Origin of the sequence: Ornithinibacillus jepli (assembly GCF_047228935.1) — a bacterium.
Taxonomy (GTDB): Bacteria; Bacillota; Bacilli; order Bacillales; family Amphibacillaceae; genus Ornithinibacillus.
This window is the reverse complement of the sequence record NZ_JBFEGG010000002.1, coordinates 615097-640960: the sequence shown is the minus strand read 5'-3', so window position 1 is coordinate 640960 and position 25864 is coordinate 615097. Positions and strand designations below refer to the sequence as shown.

General features: G+C 36.9%; 28 protein-coding genes. 26 read left to right on the top strand and 2 right to left on the bottom strand.

Annotated features, from left to right (window positions below):
* Window positions 1-425 precede the first annotated feature (425 nt).
* The 15 genes from rpmH to AB1K81_RS11250 all read left to right on the top strand — a co-directional run bounded on the left by rpmH (window position 426) and on the right by AB1K81_RS11250 (window position 13085).
* Window positions 426-560 carry a 50S ribosomal protein L34 gene (gene rpmH / locus AB1K81_RS11320; protein ID WP_010094630.1) on the top strand — a complete coding sequence of 45 codons (135 nt, stop codon included), beginning with the start codon at window positions 426-428 and terminating at the stop codon, window positions 558-560.
* Window positions 561-740: 180 nt separating this feature from the next.
* Window positions 741-1085, top strand: coding sequence for a ribonuclease P protein component (gene rnpA, locus AB1K81_RS11315; protein ID WP_412976742.1), 345 nt, complete (start codon window positions 741-743; stop codon window positions 1083-1085).
* 110 nt (window positions 1086-1195) lie between these two features.
* Window positions 1196-1960 carry a YidC family membrane integrase SpoIIIJ gene (gene spoIIIJ, locus AB1K81_RS11310; RefSeq protein ID WP_412976741.1) on the top strand — a complete coding sequence of 255 codons (765 nt, stop codon included), beginning with the start codon at window positions 1196-1198 and terminating at the stop codon, window positions 1958-1960.
* Window positions 1957-2571 carry an RNA-binding cell elongation regulator Jag/EloR gene (jag, locus tag AB1K81_RS11305; RefSeq protein WP_412976740.1) on the top strand — a complete coding sequence of 205 codons (615 nt, stop codon included), beginning with the start codon at window positions 1957-1959 and terminating at the stop codon, window positions 2569-2571. Before spoIIIJ ends, jag begins: the two co-directional genes overlap by 4 nt.
* A 214-nt stretch (window positions 2572-2785) precedes the next feature.
* Window positions 2786-3265: a GyrI-like domain-containing protein gene (locus AB1K81_RS11300; RefSeq protein ID WP_412976739.1), complete on the top strand. Its 480-nt coding sequence runs from the start codon at window positions 2786-2788 to the stop codon at window positions 3263-3265.
* Window positions 3266-3286: 21 nt separating this feature from the next.
* Complete coding sequence (locus AB1K81_RS11295; protein WP_412976738.1) at window positions 3287-3751, top strand: DUF8821 family protein; 465 nt, start codon at window positions 3287-3289, stop codon at window positions 3749-3751.
* Window positions 3752-3910: 159 nt separating this feature from the next.
* On the top strand, window positions 3911-4162 hold the full coding sequence (locus AB1K81_RS11290; protein ID WP_412976737.1) for a hypothetical protein: 252 nt from the start codon (window positions 3911-3913) through the stop codon (window positions 4160-4162).
* 16 nt (window positions 4163-4178) lie between these two features.
* Window positions 4179-4400: a YozQ family protein gene (locus AB1K81_RS11285; protein ID WP_412976736.1), complete on the top strand. Its 222-nt coding sequence runs from the start codon at window positions 4179-4181 to the stop codon at window positions 4398-4400.
* Between the two features lie 267 nt (window positions 4401-4667).
* Window positions 4668-6047: a tRNA uridine-5-carboxymethylaminomethyl(34) synthesis GTPase MnmE gene (mnmE, locus tag AB1K81_RS11280; RefSeq protein ID WP_412976735.1), complete on the top strand. Its 1380-nt coding sequence runs from the start codon at window positions 4668-4670 to the stop codon at window positions 6045-6047.
* Between the two features lie 286 nt (window positions 6048-6333).
* Window positions 6334-8220, top strand: a complete 1887-nt coding sequence (gene mnmG / locus AB1K81_RS11275) for a tRNA uridine-5-carboxymethylaminomethyl(34) synthesis enzyme MnmG (protein WP_412976734.1) — start codon at window positions 6334-6336, stop codon at window positions 8218-8220.
* A 77-nt stretch (window positions 8221-8297) separates the two neighbouring features.
* The gene (rsmG, locus tag AB1K81_RS11270) at window positions 8298-9014 is read left to right on the top strand and encodes a 16S rRNA (guanine(527)-N(7))-methyltransferase RsmG (protein WP_412976733.1); all 717 of its coding nucleotides are present in this window, start codon (window positions 8298-8300) and stop codon (window positions 9012-9014) included.
* Window positions 9015-9284: 270 nt separating this feature from the next.
* Window positions 9285-10145: a nucleoid occlusion protein gene (gene noc / locus AB1K81_RS11265; RefSeq protein ID WP_412976864.1), complete on the top strand. Its 861-nt coding sequence runs from the start codon at window positions 9285-9287 to the stop codon at window positions 10143-10145.
* Between the two features lie 475 nt (window positions 10146-10620).
* Entirely contained in the window at window positions 10621-11394 is a 774-nt protein-coding gene (locus AB1K81_RS11260) for a ParA family protein (RefSeq protein ID WP_412976732.1), read from the top strand.
* Window positions 11375-12211, top strand: a complete 837-nt coding sequence (locus AB1K81_RS11255; RefSeq protein WP_412976731.1) for a ParB/RepB/Spo0J family partition protein — start codon at window positions 11375-11377, stop codon at window positions 12209-12211. Before AB1K81_RS11260 ends, AB1K81_RS11255 begins: the two co-directional genes overlap by 20 nt.
* 169 nt (window positions 12212-12380) lie before the next feature.
* Entirely contained in the window at window positions 12381-13085 is a 705-nt protein-coding gene (locus tag AB1K81_RS11250) for a DUF554 domain-containing protein (protein ID WP_412976730.1), read from the top strand.
* Window positions 13086-13186: 101 nt separating this feature from the next.
* Here AB1K81_RS11250 and yyaC read toward each other — a convergent pair whose 3' ends face one another.
* Window positions 13187-13804 carry a spore protease YyaC gene (yyaC, locus tag AB1K81_RS11245; protein WP_412976729.1) on the bottom strand — a complete coding sequence of 206 codons (618 nt, stop codon included), beginning with the start codon at window positions 13802-13804 and terminating at the stop codon, window positions 13187-13189.
* 147 nt (window positions 13805-13951) lie between these two features.
* On the opposite strand from yyaC, the gene AB1K81_RS11240 reads away from it, so the two are divergent.
* The 6 genes from AB1K81_RS11240 (at window position 13952) to rpsR (ending at window position 17949) form a co-directional block, all read left to right on the top strand.
* Complete coding sequence (locus AB1K81_RS11240) at window positions 13952-14971, top strand: YkvI family membrane protein (RefSeq protein WP_412976728.1); 1020 nt, start codon at window positions 13952-13954, stop codon at window positions 14969-14971.
* Between the two features lie 38 nt (window positions 14972-15009).
* Entirely contained in the window at window positions 15010-15207 is a 198-nt protein-coding gene (locus AB1K81_RS11235) for a DUF951 domain-containing protein (protein ID WP_412976727.1), read from the top strand.
* 212 nt (window positions 15208-15419) lie between these two features.
* Entirely contained in the window at window positions 15420-16520 is a 1101-nt protein-coding gene (gene ychF / locus AB1K81_RS11230; RefSeq protein WP_412976726.1) for a redox-regulated ATPase YchF, read from the top strand.
* Between the two features lie 354 nt (window positions 16521-16874).
* Entirely contained in the window at window positions 16875-17162 is a 288-nt protein-coding gene (rpsF, locus tag AB1K81_RS11225; protein WP_412976725.1) for a 30S ribosomal protein S6, read from the top strand.
* Window positions 17163-17180: 18 nt separating this feature from the next.
* Window positions 17181-17663 carry a single-stranded DNA-binding protein gene (ssb, locus tag AB1K81_RS11220; protein ID WP_412976724.1) on the top strand — a complete coding sequence of 161 codons (483 nt, stop codon included), beginning with the start codon at window positions 17181-17183 and terminating at the stop codon, window positions 17661-17663.
* Between the two features lie 49 nt (window positions 17664-17712).
* Window positions 17713-17949, top strand: coding sequence for a 30S ribosomal protein S18 (gene rpsR / locus AB1K81_RS11215; RefSeq protein ID WP_412976723.1), 237 nt, complete (start codon window positions 17713-17715; stop codon window positions 17947-17949).
* Window positions 17950-18078: 129 nt separating this feature from the next.
* Here the strand turns inward: rpsR and AB1K81_RS11210 are convergent, their stop codons facing one another.
* A complete protein-coding gene (locus tag AB1K81_RS11210) occupies window positions 18079-18663 on the bottom strand; it encodes a hypothetical protein (RefSeq protein WP_412976722.1) in 585 nt (194 codons plus the stop codon).
* A gap of 95 nt (window positions 18664-18758) precedes the next feature.
* On the opposite strand from AB1K81_RS11210, the gene AB1K81_RS11205 reads away from it, so the two are divergent.
* The 5 genes from AB1K81_RS11205 (at window position 18759) to AB1K81_RS11185 (ending at window position 25377) form a co-directional block, all read left to right on the top strand.
* Window positions 18759-19694, top strand: coding sequence for a YybS family protein (locus AB1K81_RS11205; protein ID WP_412976721.1), 936 nt, complete (start codon window positions 18759-18761; stop codon window positions 19692-19694).
* 46 nt (window positions 19695-19740) lie between these two features.
* On the top strand, window positions 19741-21714 hold the full coding sequence (locus tag AB1K81_RS11200) for a DHH family phosphoesterase (protein WP_412976720.1): 1974 nt from the start codon (window positions 19741-19743) through the stop codon (window positions 21712-21714).
* Complete coding sequence (gene rplI / locus AB1K81_RS11195) at window positions 21711-22157, top strand: 50S ribosomal protein L9 (RefSeq protein ID WP_412976719.1); 447 nt, start codon at window positions 21711-21713, stop codon at window positions 22155-22157. Before AB1K81_RS11200 ends, rplI begins: the two co-directional genes overlap by 4 nt.
* A 35-nt stretch (window positions 22158-22192) precedes the next feature.
* The gene (dnaB, locus tag AB1K81_RS11190; protein WP_412976718.1) at window positions 22193-23563 is read left to right on the top strand and encodes a replicative DNA helicase; all 1371 of its coding nucleotides are present in this window, start codon (window positions 22193-22195) and stop codon (window positions 23561-23563) included.
* 524 nt (window positions 23564-24087) lie between these two features.
* A complete protein-coding gene (locus AB1K81_RS11185; RefSeq protein WP_412976717.1) occupies window positions 24088-25377 on the top strand; it encodes an adenylosuccinate synthase in 1290 nt (429 codons plus the stop codon).
* Window positions 25378-25864: the final 487 nt, after the last annotated feature.

Genomic DNA, 25864 nt, shown 5'->3' with positions numbered 1-25864 from the left:
ATTGTGAATAAGTTTTTATAGAGAGATACTTATTAACATGTTAAAACACATCTATAATATCAAAAAAGAACTAGTTCTGCAACGGTTTTTCGACACTTATCCACAATATCCATCGGTTGTAGACATTTTTTATACACACCACCATATTTTGTGATTATCTTGTCGACAAATGTTGTGGATATAAAAAAATAAAATAAAAACAATAAACAAGGTGTGTGGATAAATGTTTTTACTTGATAGAAAGTAAAAAAAATGGTTTTCAATCTGTGTATGGTAAAAAGCTGTATTCAATAAATAGATAAACAATGTAAGTTTTTCTTAAAATCAAAGTTGACGTTGATGTTTTTTTTCAGTATAATTGCATGGATGTCTATTGGATTATAAATTTTTATGGAAATAAGATCCCTCGGGGAGGTGCAACATAAATGAAAAGAACGTTTCAACCAAATAACCGTAAGCGTAAAAAGGTACATGGCTTTCGCGCACGTATGAGCACTAAAAACGGACGTAAAGTTTTAGCTCGTCGTCGTCGTAAAGGAAGAAAAGTATTATCTGCATAGGCCACTGAAATGTCAGTGGTCTTTTTTACGGCAGAAAATAGAAAAACTGTCGTAGGAAAAGTGGAAATTACTAGCTGTATAGAATAAACTTGAAAGCAGTGGTTCAAAATGGATAAAAGACCACCTGCTTTTTTTACATAGAAAATGGTCAATTGGGTTTTCTTAGTTAGGTGATGAGTGATGAAGAAAGAATACCGAGTGAAGGATAATAACGACTTCCAAACGATTTTTAAGCGAGGTAAGTCCTTTGCGAATCGACAATTAGTTATCTATTATATGAAGAAAAAAGATCAAGAGCATTTTCGAGTTGGCTTATCCGTAGGGAAAAAAGTTGGCAATGCAGTGTTACGTAATCGAATTAAACGCTATTTACGTCAAGCATTCCATGAGTTAGAAAAAGATATCGATTCTTCTTTAGATATCATTATTATTGCAAGGCAGCCTACGAAAGATATGAATTTTTTTGAGGTAAAGAAAAGCTTAACGCATTTATTGTCGAAGGAAAGACTATTAAAGAGAAGATAAAGTATAAGATATGAATAGAATCTAATGCATGTTTATTGTAAAATATGTGATAGACAAGTCAATGCTTAATGTAAGCGATTTTTTGTTGGACTAGTTAGGAGGAGCAGAAGTTGCGAAAGAAGTTATTTTTAATAGCAATACTTATTGGATTGGTTGCACTATTATCTGGTTGTACGGAAATTGATCAACCAATTACAGAAGAAAGTGAAGGAATTTGGAATACATATTTCGTTTATCCGTTATCATGGTTAATTATGTATTTTGCCGATGCATTTAATGAAAATTATGGTTTAGCAATTATTTTAGTGACGGTAATTATTCGTACATTATTACTTCCACTAAATATAAAGCAATTAAAAAGTTCAAAAGCAATGCAAGATATTCAACCGGCATTAAAAGAGTTACAAGCAAAATATAGTTCTAAAGATGCCAATACTCAGCAAAAGTTACAACAAGAAACGATGGCATTATTCCAAAAGCATGGGGTTAATCCACTTGCAGGATGTTTACCAATTTTCATCCAAATGCCGATTTTACTTGGTATTTATCACGCTATTATGCGAACAGAGGCGATTGATGGTCACTCATTCCTTTGGTTCCCATTGGATGAGAAGGATTTGATTCTTCCATTTATCGCAGGTATTACAACATTCTTGCAGCAGAAGTTAATGATGGCAGGGAGCCCTGCAGCAGGTAATCCACAAATGACGGTCATGCTTTATATGATGCCGATTATGATTACAGTGTTTGCATTTATGTTCCCAGCTGCCCTTGCACTTTACTGGGTAATCGGTAACTTATTTATGATTGCACAAACCATTTTCATTCGTAAGCCGATGATGAAGGATACGAATACTGGGGGAGACAAAAAGTGAGAGAAGTAACTGCCACTGGACAAACAGTCGATGAAGCGGTCCAATCAGCTTTAGTGCAGTTAAACACATCTAGGGACCAAGTTGAGGTTAATATTATTGATGAAGGTAAAAAAGGAATTCTTGGCCTATTTGGTGCAAAGCGCGCCATTGTAAAGGTAAGTATTGCGAAAAACCCAATTCAAGAAGCAGAGAAATTCATCCTTGATGTTGTAAAAAATATGAATGTAGATGTAGAGGTTACGACTACTGTAGAAGATAACCATGTAACATTTGATTTAAGTGGGGAGAAAATTGCCCTTTTAATTGGAAAACGTGGTCAAACATTAAATGCGTTGCAGTATTTAACTCATTTAGTCGTAAATAAAGAAGGTAATAAGTATTATACAGTGACGATAGATGCTGAAGGCTATCGATCCCGCCGCCAGGAAACACTTGAATCACTAGCACTTCGTATGGCAGATAAAGCAAAGCGTATCAATAAAAAAGTTGCCCTTGAGCCGATGCCTGCTTATGAAAGAAAAATTATTCATAGTGTATTACAGAATAATAGTGAGGTTTCCACATACTCAGATGGGGTAGAACCACATCGTCATGTTGTCATTAAACCTTAAGGATCAGAAATAAATTAAATAACTTAACTTACTTAGGAGTGCAGATCGTAATTTGATTAGCACTCCTTTTTTCGTAATAAGAACGGATCTGTTCAAATTTTTCATGGTAACACCTAAACAGTGTCACTTTTTGACATGATTTAAAATTATTATAGACATATCAAGTGATGGATACAAGTCAGTTGATAAAATTATAAAAAGGTAGGTTTTGAAAATGGGAAATTATGTTTTAGAAGAAAAAGATGGGTTTACGGTATTAGGGTTTGGAACAGAGCTTAAGAGTGACTACACAGACTATATGGGAATCAACAAAGAAAAAGCAGACTTCTGGAACCAATTTAGTGAAGACGGTCGCCTTGATGCTTTAAAAGAGATTGCTATTAATGATTACGTTTTTACAGTAAATGAAGCGGTAAATAACAAGATGATGTATTATGTTGGCGTGATGACAGAAGCTCCAGCACCAGAAGAAGCTAGACTGATTCAATTTCCGAAGGGTGAGTATGTAGTAGTAAAAGGAGAAGGGAATACTCCAGAGGAATTGAGTAATACCGTTACTGGAATTGCTTTCGGCCAGGCATTACAAGAAGCAAAAGAAGTTGCCTATGTTGGTGGACCGAATGCAGTAGTAGAGATGGGGAAAAGTGACGGAGTGGTTTATGGTGAAATGTGGATTCCGGTTGTAAGGAAATAGTATCTTTGAGGAGGTATGGAAATGGCTTATATTGTTGATTTTAAAAATGTATCTACAGTTAGTTTAGAATCTTCCCCTGTAGTGGAAGCTCTTGCTGGATTACGGGCAAATGAAGCGCGATATTTTAAGAATAAATATCAGCATGATTTTACGGTTGTACCAGCTAGTGAGAGTCAGGAAACAATCGATTATGTGAACCGAATTTTGAAGGAAGAACGTGATATTGAATTTAGTGCAAAACCTATAGAAACCTCACGTTTTCAAGTGGAAAACATCCAATTTGCCTATGTTTTTTATGAAGATGGTCTTGCAGTAAACGTCATGTATACGGTAGATGATCCGAAGAAGCGGGCTGTCGGTTTTAAGCTTTCGGAGGGGATGGAAGTTCCGAAAGAATTAGAAGGGAAGTTTAAGTTTGCGAGGCAAAAGTCAAAACTAGCAGGAACAATTCGAGGTTCGTTTTTTGTCATTAAAGGAGAATATTAAAGCATTGTGAAATGACACATAACCATTTAGTTCAGAACATACTAAGATTACGTTTCTTAGTATGTTTTTTTATGGGCAAAGTGGCTATTTTCTCATGTATGTTTTCTCTAATCCGTTCCATACTAAAGAATAATGTTCGAGCAAAGAGGAGGATGTGCGGTGGAGCAGTTTAACGGGGCAATATTCCAAGGAGAAATTGATCAAAAAAGTTTTTACTTAACCCAGGTAAAAACGATTTCCACTGCGTCATCGTTATCCTTAGATCAATTAGTTAAAATGGTTTCATATTTAAGTGAGCAAAAGGATTCTTGCTATATTACGGTAAATGATCAAATCCCGATTTTGTTACAGGATAGGGATATACAAAGTCTACTTGCGGATCTCGAGGACATTTGCAAACGAGTACATTAAAGGAAAGGAAGATTTGATGGGTAAAGATAAAAAAGAACTAAATAATTCGAAGGAAGTTGCAGAGAAATATTATGATGTATCAGGTTACCAAAGCAGTAATGAAACGGAAAAAGGGTTAGCCATGACACATGAACAAGCAACAGATGCATATACGGAAGGTACAATAGACGGACAAATTGATCAGTTGGATGAACAAGGAGAATTGAAGAGTTATAAGGGTGAGGATTTAGATAATTAGTATGGAACAGGCATGTGCATTCATGCTTGTTTTTTGTTTCTAGATATTTTTTTGTGTATAACTAAAATAGTTTCCTTAAATAAACTTATCCACATGTGAATAACTTCAGAAAAAATGGAAATAAATTTATTCTTGTGGATAAGTTTATTTTTATGTTCAGATGTGTTATTCTATTAAGTTAGTGACGGTAAAAAATCCGTTGCTAAAAAATGTGGATAAAAATATGTGGTTTTATATAGATGAAAAATGATAGTGGAGGTGAAAAGAATGTTTGAGACGGATACGATTACGGCAATTTCTACCCCGATTGGTGAGGGTGCGATATCGATTGTTCGATTAAGTGGTCCAGATGCGATAGAAATAACGTCGAAGGTTTATAAAGGGAAAGATTTAAGTAAAGTAGATTCCCATACGATTCATTATGGTAAAATAATCGATCCAGAAACGAATGAAGTTGCGGAAGAAGTAATGGTAACGATTATGCGTGGACCGAAAACTTTTACCCGTGAAGATGTAGTAGAAATAAATTGTCACGGTGGTCTCGTGTCGGTTAATCGTGTGTTAGAAATTGTATTATCACAAGGTGCACGTTTAGCAGATCCAGGTGAATTTACCAAACGTGCCTTTTTAAATGGACGTATCGATTTATCACAGGCGGAAGCGGTGATGGATTTGATTCGTGCGAAGACGGATAAAGCGATGAATGTGGCGTTAAAGCAAATGGATGGACGTTTATCTGCTTTAATTAAAAAATACCGTCAATCTTTACTGGAAACTGTTGCCCATGTTGAGGTGAATATCGATTATCCAGAATATGATGATGTAGAAGAAATGTCACATGAAATGATGCGACAAAAAACAAAAGAAGTGCATGCGGAGATTGAAGAGCTACTAAGTGTAGCGAAACAAGGGAAAATCCTTCGTGAGGGAATTGCAACTGCCATTATTGGTCGTCCAAACGTTGGAAAATCCTCCTTACTAAATGCATTAGTACAAGAGAATAAAGCAATTGTTACGGATATTCCAGGTACAACAAGAGATATCATCGAGGAATATGTGAATGTACGAGGTATTCCGTTACGTTTGGTCGATACAGCTGGAATTCGAGATACAGAAGATATTGTAGAACGAATTGGTGTAGAGCGTTCACGTCAAGCGTTAAAAGATGCGGATCTTATTTTATTTGTTTTAAATTATAATGAAGTGTTATCTGAGGAAGATTTACGATTATTTGAAGCGGTTCAAGGACTTGAATATATTGTAATAGTCAATAAAACAGACCTTGAGCAAAAGCTAAATATGGATCAAGTGAAAGAAATGGTTGGCGATAAAAAAATCGTTACGACTTCCTTATTAAAAGAAGAAGGAATTGATCAATTAGAATCAGCCATTGCCTCTTCTTTCTTTGCTGGGGACATTGATACAGGTGATTTAACCTATGTATCAAACGTAAGACATATTCAGCTATTAAGACAGGCAAAACAAGCATTAGAAGACGCAATGAATTCCTTAGAAATGGGAATGCCACTAGACATCGTACAAATAGACGTAACTAGAACATGGGAGTTCCTAGGCGAAATCATCGGCGACACCGCTAGTGATAGTCTAATCGACCAGTTATTCTCCCAATTCTGTTTAGGGAAATAAAGTATAGAAAATACAGAGTTCTATAGCCGTACCCGCGGTCCGAATACACTTCGCTTTCACTTCCAGTACAGGGGCGACATCTGCTCGAAAAAACCTCGCAGTGTCTACCTTGCCGTGGGCGGCTGGTGGTGAGCCTCCTCGGAGCTATCGCTCCTGTGGGGTCTCACCGATGCCTATCCTCCCACTGGAGTCTCCGTGTTTTCGGACCGCTCAGTGAAAGGATCTATATTATATTTCTCACTATAAACAAAATAATTATTTTAAAACAACGAAAGGATGAAAAGCTATGGTATATAACGCAGGGCAATATGATACGATTGTTGTCGGCGCAGGTCATGCTGGTGTAGAAGCAGCCCTTGCAGCAGCAAAAATGGGCGCCAAAACACTAATGCTAACCCTAAACCTTGATATGATCGCTTTTATGCCATGTAACCCATCAGTTGGTGGACCAGCAAAAGGTATCGTCGTACGAGAAATCGATGCACTTGGCGGACAAATGGCAAAAACCATTGATAAAAGCTATATTCAAATGCGTATGCTAAACACAGGAAAAGGCCCTGCAGTTCAAGCATTACGTGCTCAAGCAGATAAACCAATTTATATAAAAGAAATGAAACAAACTTTAGAAAATCAAGAGAATCTTACCATTCGTCAAGGCATGGTTGACGAACTAATTGTAGAAGACGGTGTATGTAAAGGAGTAATGACCGAAACCGGTGCAGCTTACCGAGCAGAAACGGTTATTATTACAACTGGTACATTCATGCGTGGAAAAGTGTTAATGGGAGATTTAGAATATGAAAGTGGACCAAACAACCAACGTCCTTCTATTAAACTTTCTGAGAATCTAGAACAACTAGGAATTGAATTAACTCGATTCAAAACCGGTACACCACCACGTGTAAACAGTCATACGATTGATTACTCTAAAACCGAAATTCAACCAGGGGATGATAAGCCTCAAGGATTCTCATATGAGACAACTGAGTTTATTACGGATCAAATCCCTTGCTGGTTAACGTATACAAATGAATTTACGCACAAAGTAATTAATGACAATTTAGGACTTTCTGCGATGTATTCTGGTGCAAAACGTGGTACTGGACCTCGTTATTGTCCTTCTATTGAAGATAAAATCGTGCGTTTCAATGATAAACCACGTCACCAAATCTTCTTAGAGCCAGAAGGAAGAGATACAGAAGAAGTATATGTCCAAGGACTTTCTACTTCGTTACCAGAGTCTGTTCAACATGAAATTCTTCGCTCAATTCCAGGATTAGAAAAAGCAGAAATGATGCGTCCTGGTTATGCGATTGAGTATGATGCAGTTGTGCCTACACAGCTATGGCCGACATTAGAGCTTAAAAAGATTCCTGGTCTATATACAGCGGGTCAAATCAATGGTACTTCTGGTTATGAAGAAGCAGCTGCTCAAGGAATTATGGCGGGTATTAATGCGGCAGCAAAAGTACTCGGAAAAGAACCAGTAATCCTAGATCGCTCTCAAGCTTATATCGGTGTTTTAATTGATGATTTAGTGACAAAAGGTACAAAAGAGCCTTATCGTCTATTAACATCACGTGCGGAATACCGTCTATTATTACGTCATGATAATGCAGATTTACGCTTAACAGATATAGGTTACGAAATAGGGTTAATTTCAGAAGAACGTTATAAGCAATTCGAATTAAAGAAACAACAAGTAGAAGAAGAAAAAAATCGTCTTCGTAAAATTACGATTAAACCAACTCCTGAAGTGCAAACTATGCTAGAGGGAGCTAATGCAACACCACTGAAAGAGCCGATGAAAGCTTATGACTTACTGAAGCGCCCAGAGTTAAACTATGATTTAATTGATTCTGTCATTGAATCAAATGAATCCCTACCAGCTGATGTAAAAGAACAAGTAGAAATTCAAATCAAGTATGAAGGCTATATTAAAAAGGCAAAAGAGCAAGTGGAACGTATGAAGAAGATGGAAGATAAGAAAATTCCAGATGATCTTGATTACGATGCGATTAGCGGTCTGGCAACAGAAGCAAGACAAAAGCTAAAAATGGTTCGTCCACTATCCGTTGGTCAGGCATCTCGTATTTCAGGTGTTAACCCAGCAGATATTTCGATTCTACTCGTTTACATTGAGCAAGGTAAAATTGCAAAAGTAGCTAATTAGATGACTTTTAGGGTCAGACCTTATCTATTAGGGGTCTGGCCCTGTTATACATAAGAACAATAAAGGAGTTTGAATAAATGAATCCAACTCAATTCCGAGCTGAGTTAGAGAAAAAGGGTATAGAATTAACCGATAGACAGTTGGAACAGTTCCGTATCTATTTTGAAACATTAGTAGAATGGAATGAAAAAATTAACTTAACAGCACTAACGGCAGAAGAAGATGTATACTTAAAGCATTTTTATGATTCCATTTCGGCAGCCTTCTACCATGATTTCACGAAGGATCAGTCTATTTGTGATGTTGGAGCTGGAGCAGGATTTCCGAGTATCCCTTTAAAAATTTGCTTCCCACATATAAAAGTAACGATTGTGGACTCCTTGCAGAAAAGGATCGGCTTTCTAAATCATTTAGCTACACAACTAGAGTTAACCAATGTCGCGTTTTATCACGATAGGGCAGAAACCTTCGGAAAAAATGCTAAGTTTAGAGAGTCCTTTGATACGGTAATGGCAAGAGCCGTTGCGAGGATGTCTGTTTTAAGTGAATTATGTATTCCACTAGCGAAAAAGAATGGTGTCTTTATAGCGATGAAAGGTGCACAGGCAAATGATGAACTACAAAGTGGAAAAAAGGCGATTGAAGTATTAGGCGGAGAGATTGCCTCAACTCATACCTTTACATTGCCAGAAGAAAATAGTGAACGTTCTATAGTGGTTATTTCAAAGAAAAGACAGACACCTAAGAAATACCCACGTAAGCCTGGGACACCAAATAAAGAGCCAATTGAATAGTGCTAAAAAAACAGGAAATCATCATTTTTCCTGTTTTTTTGTCGAATCGATATTCATACATGTCCAAGCACATCGGATTGTGATAAAATAGGCTTAACGTCCATTCTATGGTAAACTAGAATAGGTTTCGATAGTAGATAGGTGAGACCGTTTTTACATATCAGGCTATAATGTTTCACGTGAAACATTTTATATATAAATAGAGAGATTCATAGATAATAGAGGCAAAACTATTAATCTATCTTATTAAGATAAAGGTGGTGTCTGATGATGGTAAGTCCATTTAACCGCATATTTGGCATTGGTGAGAAAGAAAATGAAGTAGTAGTAGAGGAAGAAAGCTTTCACCCTGATGAAGTAATACAAATTCCTGTCAATCATATTCAGCCGAATAGGTATCAACCAAGATCGGTATTTAATGAAGAGAAAATAGAAGAATTAGCAAAAACAATTAATACACACGGGATCATTCAGCCTATTGTTGTTCGAAAAATAGATACAGATAGCTATGAAATTATTGCTGGTGAACGTCGCTGGAGAGCGGTACAGTCACTAGGTTGGGAAAATGTTTCTGCTATTATTCGTGATATGAATGATACGCAAACTGCTTCCGTTGCTCTAATTGAGAACCTACAACGTGAGGAACTAACTGTAATTGAAGAAGCAGTAGCATATGCTAAGCTATTAGAGCTTCAAGGGCTAACACAAGAGGCGTTAGCGCAACGTTTAGGGAAAAATCAGTCTACTATAGCAAATAAACTAAGACTGCTTAAACTACCGGAACAGGTACAGGAAGCATTACTACAAAAACACATTACCGAGCGACATGCTAGAGCATTAATTAAGCTGAAAGAAGAAGAGTTACAACTAAAACTTCTGCAGGAAATCATCGAGCATGATTTAAATGTAAAGCAAACAGAAGAACGTATAGAAAACATTAACAACACAAAGGAAAAACCTAAGAAAAGAAAACCAAAGCTAAAAGGAATCAATAAAGATATCCGAATCGCCATGAACACGATAAGACAATCCCTAAACATGGTATCCGACACCGGAATCAACATCGAATCCGACGAACAAGACCTAGAAGACTACTACCAAATCACCATTAAAATCCCGAAGAAGAAATAATCTACATCCCCATCAAAAAAGATGGGGATTTTTTTGATGGTTATAGTCTATTAAAAGAGGGAAGTGTTGAAAGGGTAACTACTCTGAGCAGCTGGTATATACGGAGACTCCAGCAGGAGCATGGGTATCGGTGAGACCCCGCAGTGAGATGCCTCTGCGTCTACTTGTAACTCTTCGCAGTATGCTTCCTCGGGGCAAGGCATTAAAGAAGTTTACTCAAGTAGTTGCCTGGCTCACCAGCCCCCCGCGGCAAGGTAGACACTGCGAGGTAGTTTCGAGCAGATGTCGCCCCTGTGCTGGAAGTAAAAGCGAAGTATATACCAGCTACGGACCCCGATAGAAAGATTTTTTTATTCAAGAAAACTAGTAAAATAGGATTAAATCTACCATTTCCAATAAAATTATTAAAAATAATAGTCCCTAACTCAAAAAAAGTGATAAAATAAAAAGTATATTGTTTTAGGTAGGTGAAAATATGGGGAAGATTATGTCTATCGCCAACCAAAAAGGTGGCGTTGGAAAAACGACTTCATCAGTAAATCTAAGTGCCTGCTTAGCTTACTTAGGGAACAAAGTGTTGTTAGTAGACATAGATCCACAAGGTAACGCAACCAGTGGGGTTGGAATAAATAAAGCAGATATGGATAAATGTGTATACAATGTACTAGTAGAGGACTTATCAGCTCGTGAAGTATGTGTCCCAACTAGTGTTGAAAACCTAGATATTATCCCTGCAACGATTCAACTAGCAGGTGCAGAAATAGAATTAGTACCAACCATTTCCCGTGAAATAAGACTTAAAAAAGCTTTAGAGGAAATCAGAGATCAATACGATTACATTATTATTGATTGTCCACCTTCACTTGGACTCCTAACTTTAAATGCTTTAACTTCATCGGATACCGTATTAATTCCAGTTCAATGCGAATATTATGCATTAGAAGGACTAAGCCAGTTGTTAAATACAATTCGTCTAGTTCAAAAGCATCTCAACAAAGATTTAATGATAGAAGGAGTTCTTCTAACGATGCTTGATGCTAGAACTAACTTGGGCATTCAAGTCATTGAAGAAGTGAAGAAATACTTCCAAGATAAAGTCTATAATTCTATTATTCCAAGAAATGTACGATTAGGTGAAGCGCCGAGTCATGGATTACCGATCATTTCATATGATCCGAAGTCTAAAGGTGCAGAAGTATATCTTGAATTAGCGAAGGAAGTGATGGCTAATGGCACGAGGGTTGGGTAGAGGACTAGATGCATTTTTTCCAGAAATAAAGGAAAAAGATGATGATGTTGTTCAACAATTGCCGATTAAGGAGTGTAGACCAAATCCTTATCAGCCAAGAAAGACTTTTGATACCGATGCAATTGAGGAATTAAAAGAATCCATCCTAGAATTCGGCATTATTCAGCCTTTAATTGTTCGTAAAAGCATTAAAGGTTTTGAAATCGTAGTAGGGGAAAGGCGTTTCCGAGCTGCAAAAGAAGCTGGACTAACGGAAGTCCCTGCAATCGTAAAAGAATTAACCGATGAAAAAATGATGGAGCTAGCATTACTTGAAAACCTTCAGCGTGAGGATTTATCACCAGTTGAAGAAGGACAAGCTTATGCGAACTTAATGAAGGAATTAAATATTACCCAAGAAGAGTTGTCGAAACGATTGGGGAAAAGCCGCTCTCATATTGCTAATATGGTAAGGTTATTAGGGCTTCCTGACCAAGTAATTGCATATATTAACAATGGCGAGCTTTCAATGGGACATGGTCGCGCCCTTCTTGGATTAAAAGATAAAGATAAAATTTTACCTCTAGTCACGAAGATTCGAAGTGAAAAGTTAAACGTGAGACAAGTTGAAAAACTAATCATCGCGCTTAATGAAAAACCTGTTAAGAAAAAAGTGAAGCCAAAGAAGGATATTTTTCTGCAAGAACGTGAAACTGTATTGCGTGATAGATTAGGCACAGCAGTTAGCATTCAACGTGGTAAACGAAAAGGTAAAATCGAAATTGAGTTTTATACTGATGATGATTTAGATAGAATTATTGAGGTTTTAGAAGGATAAAAGTTTCTATATGATTAGACTGAGAGATCGTGGATCTCCAGTCTTTTTTATATAGACAATTGGATAAACTACATAGTATTATATAGAACACGTGTCAATGTTTCACGTGAAACATTTTAGAAAAGACTAGAATAGTAGAGCTTACAGCAGGAGAGAGAGGGTACATATTATGGCATTATTCGGTACGTTAGTTAATGGTGCGTTAATTATCATTGGAAGTTTATTAGGGTTAGTATTTACTAAAATTCCCGAGCGTTATAAGGAAACAGTCATGCATGGGATTGCTTTAGCAATCATGTTAATTGGACTACAAATGGCGTTTTCAACAGAAATTATCATTGTTGTATTATTAAGCTTGTTATCAGGGGCTATTATAGGAGAGCTTCTTAATGTAGAAGAGAAACTAAATCAGTTTGGAAATTGGATAGGAAGCAAATTTAAAACGAAATCTAATCAAGGGTCGGTTTCCCAAGGATTTGTTACCGCGTCATTAATCTTTATCGTCGGTGCGATGGCGATTATCGGTGCGTTAGATAGTGGGATTAGAGGAGACCATGAAGTATTAATTACAAAAGGAATTCTAGATGGTTTTGTTGCGCTTGTATTGACGACGACGTTAGGAATTGGGGTTGTATTATCGGTTATTCCGGTTGTTTTATATCAAGGAGCGATCGCACTACTTGCGACACAAATTGAACGTTGGGTTCCGGATTACTTTTTAAATGGTTTAATTGTAGAATTGACGGCAGTTGGTGGGTTATTAATTGTCGCAATAGGGCTTAATATGTTGAAGGTTGTGCAAATTAGGATTGGGAATCTATTACCTTCTATTATTACGGTAGGGGTAATCTATTATATCTATCAGATGTTTTAATTCTATTACTTCTACTCATAGCTATGTAATTAAATAGCATTAATCATAAATAAAAAATCCTATCACTATTTTGTGATAAGGATTTTTTTGCGTTCATAATATTAAATAGGCTCTTTCCTAGCACGCTGTGATAACACGGCTGGTGTTACGTAGCTTGCGGTTAGTTGTTGGTCGATGTGATCGATGACGTTTGCGATTTTTTTCGCCATTTCTAGCACAATGGAAAGTCGAGTGTTTTGCAACACGGAGTATTCCATAAATCCACTAATATTTACGACTCCAGTTATATGAATATCACCGACAGGAGGAAGAGGTTTGTTTAAGGCTGCACCTGGCTTTAAAGCTCCCTCACAAGCAATGATTTGTCCAACGGAGCTCGTTTTCCCTAAACACGCATCAATCGCAATAATAAAAGCATTTTTATGTTGTTTATTAATTAATGAAAGGTAATCCTCAAGATTTGTTGCATGGACTGGATCATGTAGGGTACCGTAAACGGTCATATGCTTTAACTTTTTATCCATTAAATAGGTGCCTGTTAATGGCCCTAATGCGTCACCGGTTGAACGGTCTGTTCCGACACAGACTATGACATATTCTTTTGGTATTTTTGGAAACCAGGATACGATCTGTTCACTCATAGAATGCATCAGGTTTGGGTCTGTATGTAACATCCGAATTGTTTCATTTTTTTGCGATAAACGACTCTTTAGATTCATAGGTTCTCCTCCACATACATATTGTTATTAGTATACGGATTAGATTTTTATTTTATACATGTGTTCGTGTATAAAATTCCCATGGTAAGAAATTAAGTATCTACGTGCGGATTACAATTGAACAAGCTACATATTGGGGGAGAAGAGATGTGGAAGTCAGGATTTAAATGGATGTTTCTAATAATTGGGACAACCATTGGTGCAGGATATGCATCAGGAAGAGAATTATGGGAGTTTTTTGGCCATGGAAGTGGACTGGCTATTGTGTTATTTGTTATATTTTTCTCGATATCATGCTTCGTAATTATGTCCATTAGTTATCGGAAGAAATCAACCGAGTACAGACCAGTGTTAAAGGTAATTGTAGGGGAGAAGCTGTCACCGGTTTATGATGTCATGATATTTTTATACTTATTTACGACAACGGTGGTCATGTTATCAGGGAGCGGTGCAACTGGACAGGCGTTTAATCTTCCATATTGGGTGGGAATTTTATTTATTGCAATTACGTTAGTTGTGTTGTTTTCAAAAGACATAACAGGCTTATTATCTATTAACCAAGTGATCTTACCAATATTAATCATTGGATTATTATACGTATTACTTACTTTTACCTTTGATCAAAAGCTTCATTTATTCTCCCATTGGCATGAGCAATTTAACTGGGCGTCTGCTTTTCCTTTTACAGCATTAAACATATTACCATTAATTGCAGTGCTAGGAGCAGTAGGGAATAAAATGGCTTCTAAAAAAGAAATATGGATTGCTAGTATTGGAAGTGGGCTGACGCTTGGTGTGGTTACATACGTGTATAATAATAGTTTAATTCAAATTTCCGAACAAATATTAGTATACGAAATTCCGCTGTTTGCGATTTTAAGTAATTATCCATTCTATATGGTATTATTTATGACGATTCTATTATGGTTTGCTATATTTACTACGGCAGCTTCTGGTGTACTAGGGTTAACGACTCGGTTAAATGGGTATTTTAAACTGCCATTTTGGTTGCTAGTTGTGTTAATTTTAGCTACAATGATACCATTAACAACGTTTGGTTTTTCAACGTTGATTGGCATTTTATATCCATTATACGGACTATTGAACTTATATGTATTAACTAGATTATTACTATTTCCGTTGTGGGATAAAAAGAAAACTAATTGATTTTTTAAAAAATAATTACGGTATGAGGGGAAGTACAAATGGTGGATAAGGAATTTCAATTACATGATGTTGTACAAATGAAAAAGCCCCACCCATGTGGCGAAAATCGCTGGAAAATCATTCGAATGGGGATGGATATTCGGATAAAATGTATGGGCTGCGAACATAGTGTTATGATTCCGCGGAGAGAGTTTACGAAGAAGCTTAAAAAAGTCCTAGAAAAGGCAGAAAATTAAAAGCTTTTTAATGGACTAAATTTCAAGAAAATGGTAAATTAATTCCTAGATAAATAGAGAAAACATAAATTAATAGGGTAAGAACGCAAAAATAGGCTTCATCTTGAGGCCTATTTTTGTGTTTTACCAACTTGTCTTTTTTTAGGTGTAAAACTATAATTGAACTATTGAACGCGTTCTATATGAATGGAATCCTTAAGGAGTGGAATTGAATGGCTTTAACAGCAGGAATCGTCGGACTTCCAAACGTCGGAAAGTCTACATTATTTAATGCAATTACCCAAGCAGGAGCAGAAGCTGCAAACTATCCGTTTGCTACCATCGATCCGAATGTAGGCATGGTGGAAGTACCTGACGAGCGCTTAAATAAATTGACTGAATTAGTAAACCCGAAGAAAACTGTTCCAACAACATTTGAATTTACCGATATTGCAGGAATTGTAAAGGGTGCAAGTAAAGGGGAAGGGTTAGGAAACCAGTTCCTATCACACATTCGCCAGGTAGATGCGATATGTCAGGTTGTTCGTTGTTTTGTTGATGAAAACATTACACATGTATCTGGTAAAGTTGATCCAATTGATGATATTGAAATTATTAATTTGGAGCTTATTCTAGCAGACTTAGAAACCGTGAACAAACGGTACCAACGTGTAGAAAAACTAGCAAAACAAAAGGATAAAGATGCACTAGTTGAATTTGAAGTCCTTTCGAAATTAAAAACAGGTTTGGAAGAAGAAAGACCTGCACGTGCGATTGAATTTACTGATGAACAACAAAAAATTGTAAAAGGGCTACATTTGTTAACTAGTAAGCCAATGCTTTATGTTGCGAATGTTGGGGAAGATGAAGTTGCAGACCCTGAATCAAACCCCAATGTTCAAAAGGTTAAAGAATATGCAAAAAATGAAGATGCAGAAGTTATTGTGATTTGTGCAAGAATTGAAGAAGAAATTTCTGAGCTTGATCAAGAAGAAAAAGAAATGTTTTTAGAAGAACTAGGCATCACGGAATCAGGCCTAGATAAGCTAATTAAAGCATCGTACAGCTTATTAGGACTTGCAACATACTTTACAGCAGGTGAACAAGAAGTACGCGCCTGGACATTCCGTAAAGGCATGAAAGCACCACAAGCAGCAGGAATCATTCATAGTGACTTTGAACGAGGCTTTATCCGAGCAGAAACCGTATCCTACGAAGACCTAGTAGAAGCAGGCTCCATGGGAGTAGCCCGCGAAAAAGGAAAAGTCCGCCTAGAAGGAAAAGAATACATCGTAAAAGACGGAGACGTAATCCACTTCAGATTTAATGTGTAATTGTTATTTTGCTATATATTTGTTAAGTGGTAGTTAGTTAATCTTTATGCACTGAGTGGCCGGAATACACGGAGACTCCTGTGGGAGGACAGGCATAGGTGAGACCCCACAGGAGCTTTAGCTCCGAGGAGGCTCACCAGCCGCCCACGGAAAGCGAAGTGTATTCCGGCCACGGATTCGGCCAGAAGGCAAAATATAACGTAAAAAAGGATTCTATCGAAGACTTGTTATTTCATATGAAATTTGCTATAATACACTATTGTGAGTAATGAAATTAAGATTACTCCTTGCTCTTATTGCGAAAGTTTACTTTCCACAGATAAGGGCCGCTAAGACCAAAAGGAGGTGTAACGGATGAGAAAATATGAAATCATGTACATCATCCGCCCAGACATGGAAGAGGAAGCGCAAAAAGCTTTAATCGAGCGTTTCAATGGTATCTTAACTGATAATGGCGCGGAGATCGAAAAAGTTGAAGAAAAAGGCAAAAAACGCCTTGCATATGAAATCAACGACTTCCGTGATGGATATTATGTTTTAATTAACTTCTCTGGCGATGAAAAATCAGTTAATGAATTTGATCGTTTAGCTAAGTTTTCTGAAGACATTATTCGTCACATTGCAGTTCGTATAGATGAATAATAATAAGGAGTGGTTCTGATGTTAAATCGTGTCGTACTTGTCGGCAGGTTAACGAAGGATCCTGATTTACGTTATACACCAAATGGAGTTGCAGTTGCCAATTTTACAGTTGCAGTAAATCGCCCTTTTTCCAACCAACAAGGAAATAGAGAAGCAGATTTCATTAACTGTGTAATTTGGAGAAGACCTGCAGAAACATTAGCTAACTACATGAAAAAAGGTAGCTTAATCGGTGTGGATGGACGAATTCAAACTCGTTCTTTTGAAGGTCAGGATGGAAAAATGGTATATATCACAGAGGTTGTGGCTGATAGTGTACAGTTCTTAGAATCTAAAGGTTCTTCCCAAGGGCAAGGACGTGGAGGACAAGACTCTTATTCACCAGGATTCCAACAAAATCAGAACCAAAATAGAAACCAGAATCAGAATCAATATGAAGAAGATCCATTTAAAGATAATGGTGAACCAATTGATATTTCTGATGATGATTTACCATTCTAAAATAATACGTTTAAATAAAAACTATTTTAATTAAAAGGGAGGGTTTCGCATGGCAGCAGCTCGTCGTGGACGTGGTGGTAAACGCCGTAAAGTGTGTTATTTCACAGCTAACGGTATTACACACATCGACTATAAAGACGTTGATCTTCTAAAGCGTTTCATTTCTGAACGTGGAAAAATTCTTCCTCGTCGTGTAACTGGAACTTCTGCAAAATATCAACGTAAACTTACAATTGCAATTAAACGCGCTCGTCAAATGGCTTTATTACCATATGTGGCTGAGTAATGAATAAGAAGAGGCTGTCAACAAAGGTTTTACTTTTGATGACAGCCTCTCTATTTTTATGAAACTTATTACTTTAAAACTAAGATCAGCATAGACAATAAGGAATATTACCAAGTGGGGGATTTAATTTTATTGTGATTTTCTCCTCGGATAAACCATAATTATTTTAAATAATAGTAAAATAGTCCAAACTAACGAATACAATAAATAACTATCGGAAATCGAATAAAGCAAAGCAACTACGGTGTACAAAATAAACGGAATAGAAGCCGTGTAGGCGACCATCTTCCATATTACTTGCAGTTTTAATTTTCGGTGCATTAGTTTTGCAATCCACGTAAACACATACGATAAAAATGTAATAAACAAAAAAACCATAATGGTTAGTGGTAAATAATAGAATATAAAAAAGTAAATAAGCTTAAATACGATGTTCATGTCAGAGCCTATCCCTGTTGAACTTGTTAGTTGATTGATTAATGAGGGAATAGAAACGATAAACAACAAGATAAACATATAAAAAACCGTAATGTCCATTGCAATTCGATTTAATTTAAACACTGCCTGTTTGGAAGGCAATTTAATACTAAGTAGAAATGTTTTCCAAAAAACCATTTTTTTCAATCCTTTAAATATCATTTCCTTTATATTATAATGGAAGTTGTCATATAAAGCTTGAACAATTACTGACATTTCTTCTACTACTCCATCCATGTCCTCAATAATCGCTCAATCTAATACCAAATACGCAATTAAACATGTTATCATATTATAATAAACTTTCTTCATGAATTATGAGGTGCATCTAAATGAACTATTCAAAACAGCTAGTAGATGGAGCACTATTTACTGTATGTTACATTGTTCTGTTATTGGTAACAATCTTTGTTCCGGTACTAGGTCTAATTTCAATGCTAGTATTAGCAGTTCCGTTTATTATTTACGCAGCAAAATACGATTGGAAGCCTTCGTTGCTTATGTTTGTAGCTGCATTTTTACTATCGATTCTTATTGCAACCATTTATGCGGCTCCTGCAGCGGTACTTGCAGGACTTGGTGGAATTGTAATAGGTTCAAGTATCCATCGGGAACTTGCTCCATATGAAACATGGGCTAGAGGGACAATTGGGTATGCGGTCGGAATCGTATTTTCCTTATTATTTATTTTTTATGTTCTAGACATCAACTTATTAGATGAATTCAGTCAACAAACCGATGAATTACTGATACAGATGAAGGATATGGTTGAGCAATTTGGAATGGGGCAAGAGGTTGAAGAAGAGTTTAGTATAATAGAACAACAAATTGAACTGTTTAAACAGTTAGTGCCGGTGTTTATCGTAGTAATTGCAATTTTACTTGCTATCCTAAATCAGTGGATTAGTTATAAAGTAATAAACAAAATCGATAAACAGAAGTTACGGTTTCCAAAGTTTCGAAATTTACGTTTTCCGGTCTCTATATTATGGATCTATTTATTAGCAATGATTATAACGCTTTTCCAAGAAGAGCCAAACGGTATATATATCGCGTTACAAAATGTAATCATGCTTACGGGATTATTAATGGCAATTCAAGGACTGTCATTTATCTTCTTTATTTCCCATCGTAAAAATATATCGATTGCCATCCCAATCGTAGTGATGGTATTAACTATCTTCTTTGCACCATTCCTGCTTCCATTAGTACGAATCTTAGGTATAATTGATTTAGGGTTTGGACTTAGAGATCGTATGGTAAAATAGGAGTTATGTACTATACTAGCGCTCATTAATAGGAGCTGAATTTAACATGTCAGATAAGTTGAAACGACCAAAGCTTAGTAAGCATTTATGGCTAATTTATGCTGTATCTGTCATCCTCCTTGGGGTCATTTGGTATTATGAATGGATCCTTGGAATTATTATGACAGTACTTTTAGTTGTGTCGTTTTATTATACCATCCAGATTGAAAGAAAATTATCCGATGAGACAGAGCAATATATCTCCACGTTATCCTACCGAGTTAAAAAGGTAGGAGAAGAGGCATTACTAGAAATGCCAATCGGGATTATTTTATATAGTGATGAATATACGGTTGAGTGGACGAACCAATATATGAATCAATTTGCCGAAGAGGATACGATCGTTGGCGAGTCATTAAATGCTATTTCAGAAGAATTGATACCGATGATTAAAGAAAATAATGATGAAGTTCGTATTAAACTTGATGAATTTGAATTTCAAGCAATTATCCGTAGGGAGGAACGATTAATCTATTTGTTTGACCGTACGGAACAAGCAGAGCTTGAAACGTTATATCAAAATGAGCAAACGGTATTATTTATTATTTTTCTCGATAATTACGATGAAATTACGCAAAACATGGACGATACGATTAAAAGTCAGCTAAATTCGGAAGTGACTGCCTTTTTAAATCAATGGTCACATGATAATGGCTTATATTTGAAGAGAACTTCTCAAGACCGCTTCTTAGCTGTCGGTACGAAAGAGATTTTAAAACAGTTAGAACAAACGAAATTCGATATATTAGATGAAATGCATGAGCTTAATTCCGAGTTAGATATTCCAATCACATTAAGTATTGGTGTAGGGGTAGGTAACGCACCATTACCGGAGTTAGGGACATTAGCACAATCTAGTTTAGACCTTGCACTTGGTCGCGGTGGTGATCAGGTTGCGATTAAGGACGATTCTGGTAAAGTCCGTTTCTATGGTGGAAAAACGAACCCAATGGAAAAACGAACGCGTGTCAGAGCAAGGGTCATTTCCCATGCGTTAAGGGATCTTGTTAAAGCGAGTGACCGGGTCATTATTATGGGGCACCAAGCGCCAGATATGGACTCGATAGGTTCTGCGATTGGAATATTAAATATTGCCCAAACAAATGGTGTGGATGGCTATATCGTATTTGATCCGGAAGATGTAAGTACAGGAGTAAATCGTTTAGTTTCCGCCATTAAAGCAGAGCCGAAATTATGGGAGCATTTTGTTGATCCGGATACGGCGGAGGATCTCATTACAAGTAGAAGTTTAATTGTAATTGTAGATACGCATAAGCCGTCAATGGTTGTAAGTAAACGTTTATTAAGTAGGTCGGAATATAAAGTGGTCATTGACCATCATAGACGTGCCGAGGAATTTATTGATAATCCAACATTAGTGTATATGGAGCCATATGCGTCCTCTACGGCGGAATTGGTTACCGAATTACTAGAGTACCAGCCTAAAGGAGAAAAGCTTAAAATGCTGGAGGCGACAGCGCTTCTTGCCGGTATCACGGTGGATACGAAGAGCTTTACATTACGTACTGGTTCAAGAACATTTGATGCCGCATCGTATCTGCGTGCGAAGGGTGCGGACACTGTGCTTGTTCAACAGTTCTTAAAAGAAGACTTGGATTTATATGTGAAGCGTAGTAAATTAATAGAACGAACTGAAATTTATCGTAATTCCATTGCGATTACAAAGGCAGATCCAAATGATGTCCATGGACCGGTATTAATTGCGCAAACCGCAGATACGTTACTCACGATGACGGGAATTTCCGCATCATTCGTTATCGCGGAGCGTAGTGATGGAAAAATCGGTATTAGTGCTCGTTCATTAGGTGAAATTAATGTCCAGATTATTATGGAACAGATGAATGGTGGAGGGCATTTGACGAATGCTGCTACCCAATTAGAAAATACAACAATTGAAGAAGCAGAATCACGTTTAAAAGATATATTAGATGAATACTACGAGGGGAGCGAAGTAGAATGAGAGTAATTTTTCTACAAGACGTTAAAGGTAAAGGGAAAAAAGGTGAAATTAAAAATGTATCCGATGGTTATGCAAGAAACTTCTTACTAAAAAACAATCTTGCCGAGGAAGCAACCCCTGGTAATTTAAAAGCGTTAGAAGCACAAAAGCGTAAAACAAAACAACTAGAGCAAGAGGAAAAAGAAGAAGCGGAACAATTAAAAACCAAACTAGAAAGCTTAGAAGTGAAATTAGAAGCTAAATCAGGCGATGGTGGAAGACTGTTTGGCTCCATTACAAGCAAACAAATTGCGGATGTACTAAACAAAAAACATGGCATTAAAATAGATAAACGTAAGATCGAATTAGAAAACCCAATTCGTGCTTTAGGTTATACAAATGTACCGATTAAACTTCACCCTGAAGTGACAGGGACGGTTAAAGTACATGTTGTTGAACAGTAAGGTACAAGTGCTACGGTTAAAGGAGGAAACTAATTATGAGTGAATGGAATGATAGAACTCCACCACATAATATTGAAGCAGAACAAGCTGTAATTGGCGCTATCTTTCTTGAACCAGAAGCATTTTCAACGGCATCTGAGCTACTTTTGCCAGGTGACTTTTACCGAGCAAGTCACCAACGAATATTTGAAATCATGTTAAAGCTTTCTGACAGAGGGGAACCGATTGATTTAGTTACGGTGACTACTGCTCTTTCCAATAGTCAGCAACTAGAAGAAGCAGGTGGAGTTACCTATTTAACACAGCTGGCAGAAAGTGTCCCAACAGCAGCAAACATTGAATATTATGCAAAAATCGTAGAAGAAAAAGCTGTCCTTCGTCGTCTAATCAGAACAGCAACCGATATTGTGACGACAACCTTTGCACGTGAGGATGAGGTTGAGGACGTTCTAAATGAAGCGGAAAAAAGTATTCTAGAGGTTTCTGGACGTAAGAATACTGGAAGCTTTAAGCAAATTAAAGATGTATTAATTGACGTGTACGATAAAATTGAAATGCTACATCGTAGTAAGGCAGATGTTACTGGGATTCCAACTGGTTACCGTGACTTAGATAAAATGACATCCGGTTTCCAGCGCAATGATTTAATTATCGTTGCGGCCCGTCCTTCGGTTGGTAAAACGGCCTTTGCCTTAAATATTGCGCAAAATGTTGCAGTAAACACGAATGAAAATGTTGCGATCTTTAGTTTGGAGATGGGAGCAGATCAGCTCGTACAACGTATTTTATGTGCGGAAGGTAATATTGATGCAACCCGTCTTCGTAATGGTAAGTTAGAGCCAGATGACTGGAGCAAGCTGACGATGGCAATGGGTAGTTTATCGAATGCTGGTATTTTTATTGATGATACACCAGGTATCCGCGTAAGTGAAATCCGTTCTAAGTGTCGCCGTCTAAAGCAAGAACATGGTCTAGGTATGATTTTAATCGACTACCTACAGCTCATTCAAGGTAGTGGTAAACCAGGTGAAAACCGTCAACAAGAAGTTTCAGAGATTTCCCGTTCTTTAAAAGGACTAGCTCGTGAATTAAATGTGCCATTAATTGCACTATCACAGCTTTCTCGTGGGGTGGAACAACGTCAGGACAAACGTCCAATGATGTCTGACCTTCGTGAATCAGGAAGTATCGAGCAGGATGCCGATATTGTAGGCTTCCTATACCGTGATGATTACTATGATAAAGAAACAGAGAAACAAAATATTATTGAAATCATTCTTGCAAAACAACGTAACGGCCCAGTAGGAACCGTAGAACTTGCATTTGTAAAAGAATATAATAAATTCGTAGACCTGGACCATCGCTACCAATCAAGCGATATCCCACCAGAACCAATTCATGCATAACAGCCTATTATGGGCTGTTTTTTTGTTTTGAGGTGATAGGGGGGACTTTGTATGTAGTTATTAGAGTTAATTTAATAGAAATAGATGATTATGAAATTATAAGGAGAGTCATTGATAAGATGGATAACTAAAAAAGATATTAAACTATACGAGCTCCCGGAAATATACGGAGACTCCTATGGGAGGATAGGCATCGGAGAGACCCGAAAAGAGCTTTAGCTCTGAGGGGCTCACCAGCCGCCCATGGAAAGCGAAGTATATTTCCGGGAGCGGGTTAGATGCACTTACCAAGATTTCTAGTATCTTGAAAATTAACGGATATTCCCAACCTAAAGAGTTAAACTATAACTAACACCTGCCATAAAACCCACCAAAACAATAATTGTATTACAAATTACCGAACAATAAATTATCAAACTAAACTATCATTCGTGTTTACATTGACTATTTATCAAATCACTGGTACACTAACCAATGGAATTAAACAAAACACATATAATGTGTATAAATCATGGAGGTGCGCTATGTCCTCAGTAGTAGTAGTCGGAACCCAATGGGGTGACGAAGGAAAAGGAAAAATCACAGATTATTTATCACAAAACGCAGAAGTTGTTGCTCGTTATCAAGGTGGTAACAACGCTGGCCATACGATTAAATTTGATGGAATTACGTATAAGCTTCACCTAATCCCATCCGGAATCTTTTTTAAAGAGAAGATTTGTGTATTAGGTAACGGTATGGTTATTGATCCAAAAGCGTTTGTAGAAGAGATTGCTTATTTACATGAGAGAAATGTTTCAACTGACAATTTAAGAATTTCCAATCGTGCTCATGTTATTTTGCCATATCATTTAAAATTAGATATTTTGCAAGAAGAAGAAAAAGGTATCAATAAAATCGGTACAACGAAAAAAGGAATCGGACCAGCATATATGGATAAAGCAGCACGTTCTGGAATCCGTATTGCCGATCTTTTAGATAAAGATACTTTCCATGAAAAACTAGAGCAAAACTTAAGAGAAAAAAATCGTCTATTTGAAAAAGTATACGAAGTGGAGCCATTAAAAGTTGAAGATATTCTAGAAGAGTATTATGAGTATGGACAACAAATGGCAAAATACGTATGTGATACGTCTGTTGTCTTAAATGATGCGCTTGATGAAGGGCGTCGCGTGTTATTTGAAGGTGCCCAAGGGGTAATGCTAGATATCGACCAAGGAACCTACCCATTTGTTACATCTTCTAACCCGATTGCTGGAGGAGTAACGATTGGTTCAGGTGTTGGACCTACGAAAATTAAGCATGTCGTCGGTGTCTCAAAAGCTTACACAACCCGAGTAGGTGATGGTCCATTCCCAACAGAACTACATGATGAAATTGGTAATCAAATTCGTGAAGTTGGCCGCGAGTATGGGACCACTACTGGAAGACCACGCCGTGTTGGTTGGTTCGATAGTGTCGTTGTTCGCCATGCTAGAAGAGTAAGTGGAATTACGGATTTATCGTTAAACTCTATTGACGTATTAACTGGAATTGAGACATTGAAGATTTGTGTCGCTTATAAATATAAGGGCGAGATTATGGAAGAATTCCCTGCTAGCCTGAAAGTATTAGCGGAATGTGAACCAGTTTATGAAGAAATGCCTGGTTGGACAGAGGATATTACGAATGTAAAAAGCTTACACGAGCTTCCTGCCAATGCCCGTCATTATTTAGAACGAATTGCCCAACTAACTCAAATCCCGTTATCTATCTTCTCCGTAGGGCCAGATAGAACACAAACGAACTTAGTACGTGGGGTTTATGGAAATTAATAAAAGATGAGAGCTGATATGCTCTCATTTTTTTGTATAAATTGGTCGGTCATGATGATCTTTAAGTATATGAAAAAATACTATGAGAGGCTTGCTCATCATCATGTTTGCTAGTAATTAACGAAAAAACGTCGTGAGCATGTTTTTTCACTTAAAACCGGTAAAAAGTATGATGATAACCACGCTCATGAATTTATTTACACAACCCACCTAAAAAAAAGCAATGACAACCTCTTTCTGTTCGCTTCATTATAATCGCACCACTCGAAAATATATTACATAATGTTACACAAATGTAAACAAAATGTATATTTTTGGGAAAAACACGCCATTTTCAACATAATATCGGATGAAAATACAATGATTTTAGAAAATTATGTAGCTAATTATACAATTTGTTTACAAAAGGGCGGATGTTGTTCCCACCCTATTAAAATTATGATAGATTAATAAAGGGTAAACATAGGTCTTTTAATCTATAAAAAAA

Bases quoted from the DNA above. Each gene is read 5' to 3' on its own strand.
- rpmH (WP_010094630.1), top strand. From the start codon at position 426: ATGAAAAGAACGTTTCAACCAAATAACCGTAAGCGTAAAAAGGTACAT.
- rnpA (WP_412976742.1), top strand. From the start codon at position 741: ATGAAGAAAGAATACCGAGTGAAGGATAATAACGACTTCCAAACGATT.
- AB1K81_RS11300 (WP_412976739.1), top strand. From the start codon at position 2,786: ATGGGAAATTATGTTTTAGAAGAAAAAGATGGGTTTACGGTATTAGGG.
- AB1K81_RS11295 (WP_412976738.1), top strand. From the start codon at position 3,287: ATGGCTTATATTGTTGATTTTAAAAATGTATCTACAGTTAGTTTAGAA.
- AB1K81_RS11285 (WP_412976736.1), top strand. From the start codon at position 4,179: ATGGGTAAAGATAAAAAAGAACTAAATAATTCGAAGGAAGTTGCAGAG.
- mnmE (WP_412976735.1), top strand. From the start codon at position 4,668: ATGTTTGAGACGGATACGATTACGGCAATTTCTACCCCGATTGGTGAG.
- mnmG (WP_412976734.1), top strand. From the start codon at position 6,334: ATGGTATATAACGCAGGGCAATATGATACGATTGTTGTCGGCGCAGGT.
- rsmG (WP_412976733.1), top strand. From the start codon at position 8,298: ATGAATCCAACTCAATTCCGAGCTGAGTTAGAGAAAAAGGGTATAGAA.
- noc (WP_412976864.1), top strand. From the start codon at position 9,285: ATGGTAAGTCCATTTAACCGCATATTTGGCATTGGTGAGAAAGAAAAT.
- AB1K81_RS11260 (WP_412976732.1), top strand. From the start codon at position 10,621: ATGGGGAAGATTATGTCTATCGCCAACCAAAAAGGTGGCGTTGGAAAA.
- AB1K81_RS11255 (WP_412976731.1), top strand. From the start codon at position 11,375: ATGGCACGAGGGTTGGGTAGAGGACTAGATGCATTTTTTCCAGAAATA.
- AB1K81_RS11250 (WP_412976730.1), top strand. From the start codon at position 12,381: ATGGCATTATTCGGTACGTTAGTTAATGGTGCGTTAATTATCATTGGA.
- yyaC (WP_412976729.1), bottom strand. From the start codon at position 13,804: ATGAATCTAAAGAGTCGTTTATCGCAAAAAAATGAAACAATTCGGATG.
- AB1K81_RS11240 (WP_412976728.1), top strand. From the start codon at position 13,952: ATGTGGAAGTCAGGATTTAAATGGATGTTTCTAATAATTGGGACAACC.
- AB1K81_RS11235 (WP_412976727.1), top strand. From the start codon at position 15,010: ATGGTGGATAAGGAATTTCAATTACATGATGTTGTACAAATGAAAAAG.
- ychF (WP_412976726.1), top strand. From the start codon at position 15,420: ATGGCTTTAACAGCAGGAATCGTCGGACTTCCAAACGTCGGAAAGTCT.
- rpsF (WP_412976725.1), top strand. From the start codon at position 16,875: ATGAGAAAATATGAAATCATGTACATCATCCGCCCAGACATGGAAGAG.
- ssb (WP_412976724.1), top strand. From the start codon at position 17,181: ATGTTAAATCGTGTCGTACTTGTCGGCAGGTTAACGAAGGATCCTGAT.
- rpsR (WP_412976723.1), top strand. From the start codon at position 17,713: ATGGCAGCAGCTCGTCGTGGACGTGGTGGTAAACGCCGTAAAGTGTGT.
- AB1K81_RS11210 (WP_412976722.1), bottom strand. From the start codon at position 18,663: ATGGATGGAGTAGTAGAAGAAATGTCAGTAATTGTTCAAGCTTTATAT.
- AB1K81_RS11205 (WP_412976721.1), top strand. From the start codon at position 18,759: ATGAACTATTCAAAACAGCTAGTAGATGGAGCACTATTTACTGTATGT.
- AB1K81_RS11200 (WP_412976720.1), top strand. From the start codon at position 19,741: ATGTCAGATAAGTTGAAACGACCAAAGCTTAGTAAGCATTTATGGCTA.
- rplI (WP_412976719.1), top strand. From the start codon at position 21,711: ATGAGAGTAATTTTTCTACAAGACGTTAAAGGTAAAGGGAAAAAAGGT.
- dnaB (WP_412976718.1), top strand. From the start codon at position 22,193: ATGAGTGAATGGAATGATAGAACTCCACCACATAATATTGAAGCAGAA.
- AB1K81_RS11185 (WP_412976717.1), top strand. From the start codon at position 24,088: ATGTCCTCAGTAGTAGTAGTCGGAACCCAATGGGGTGACGAAGGAAAA.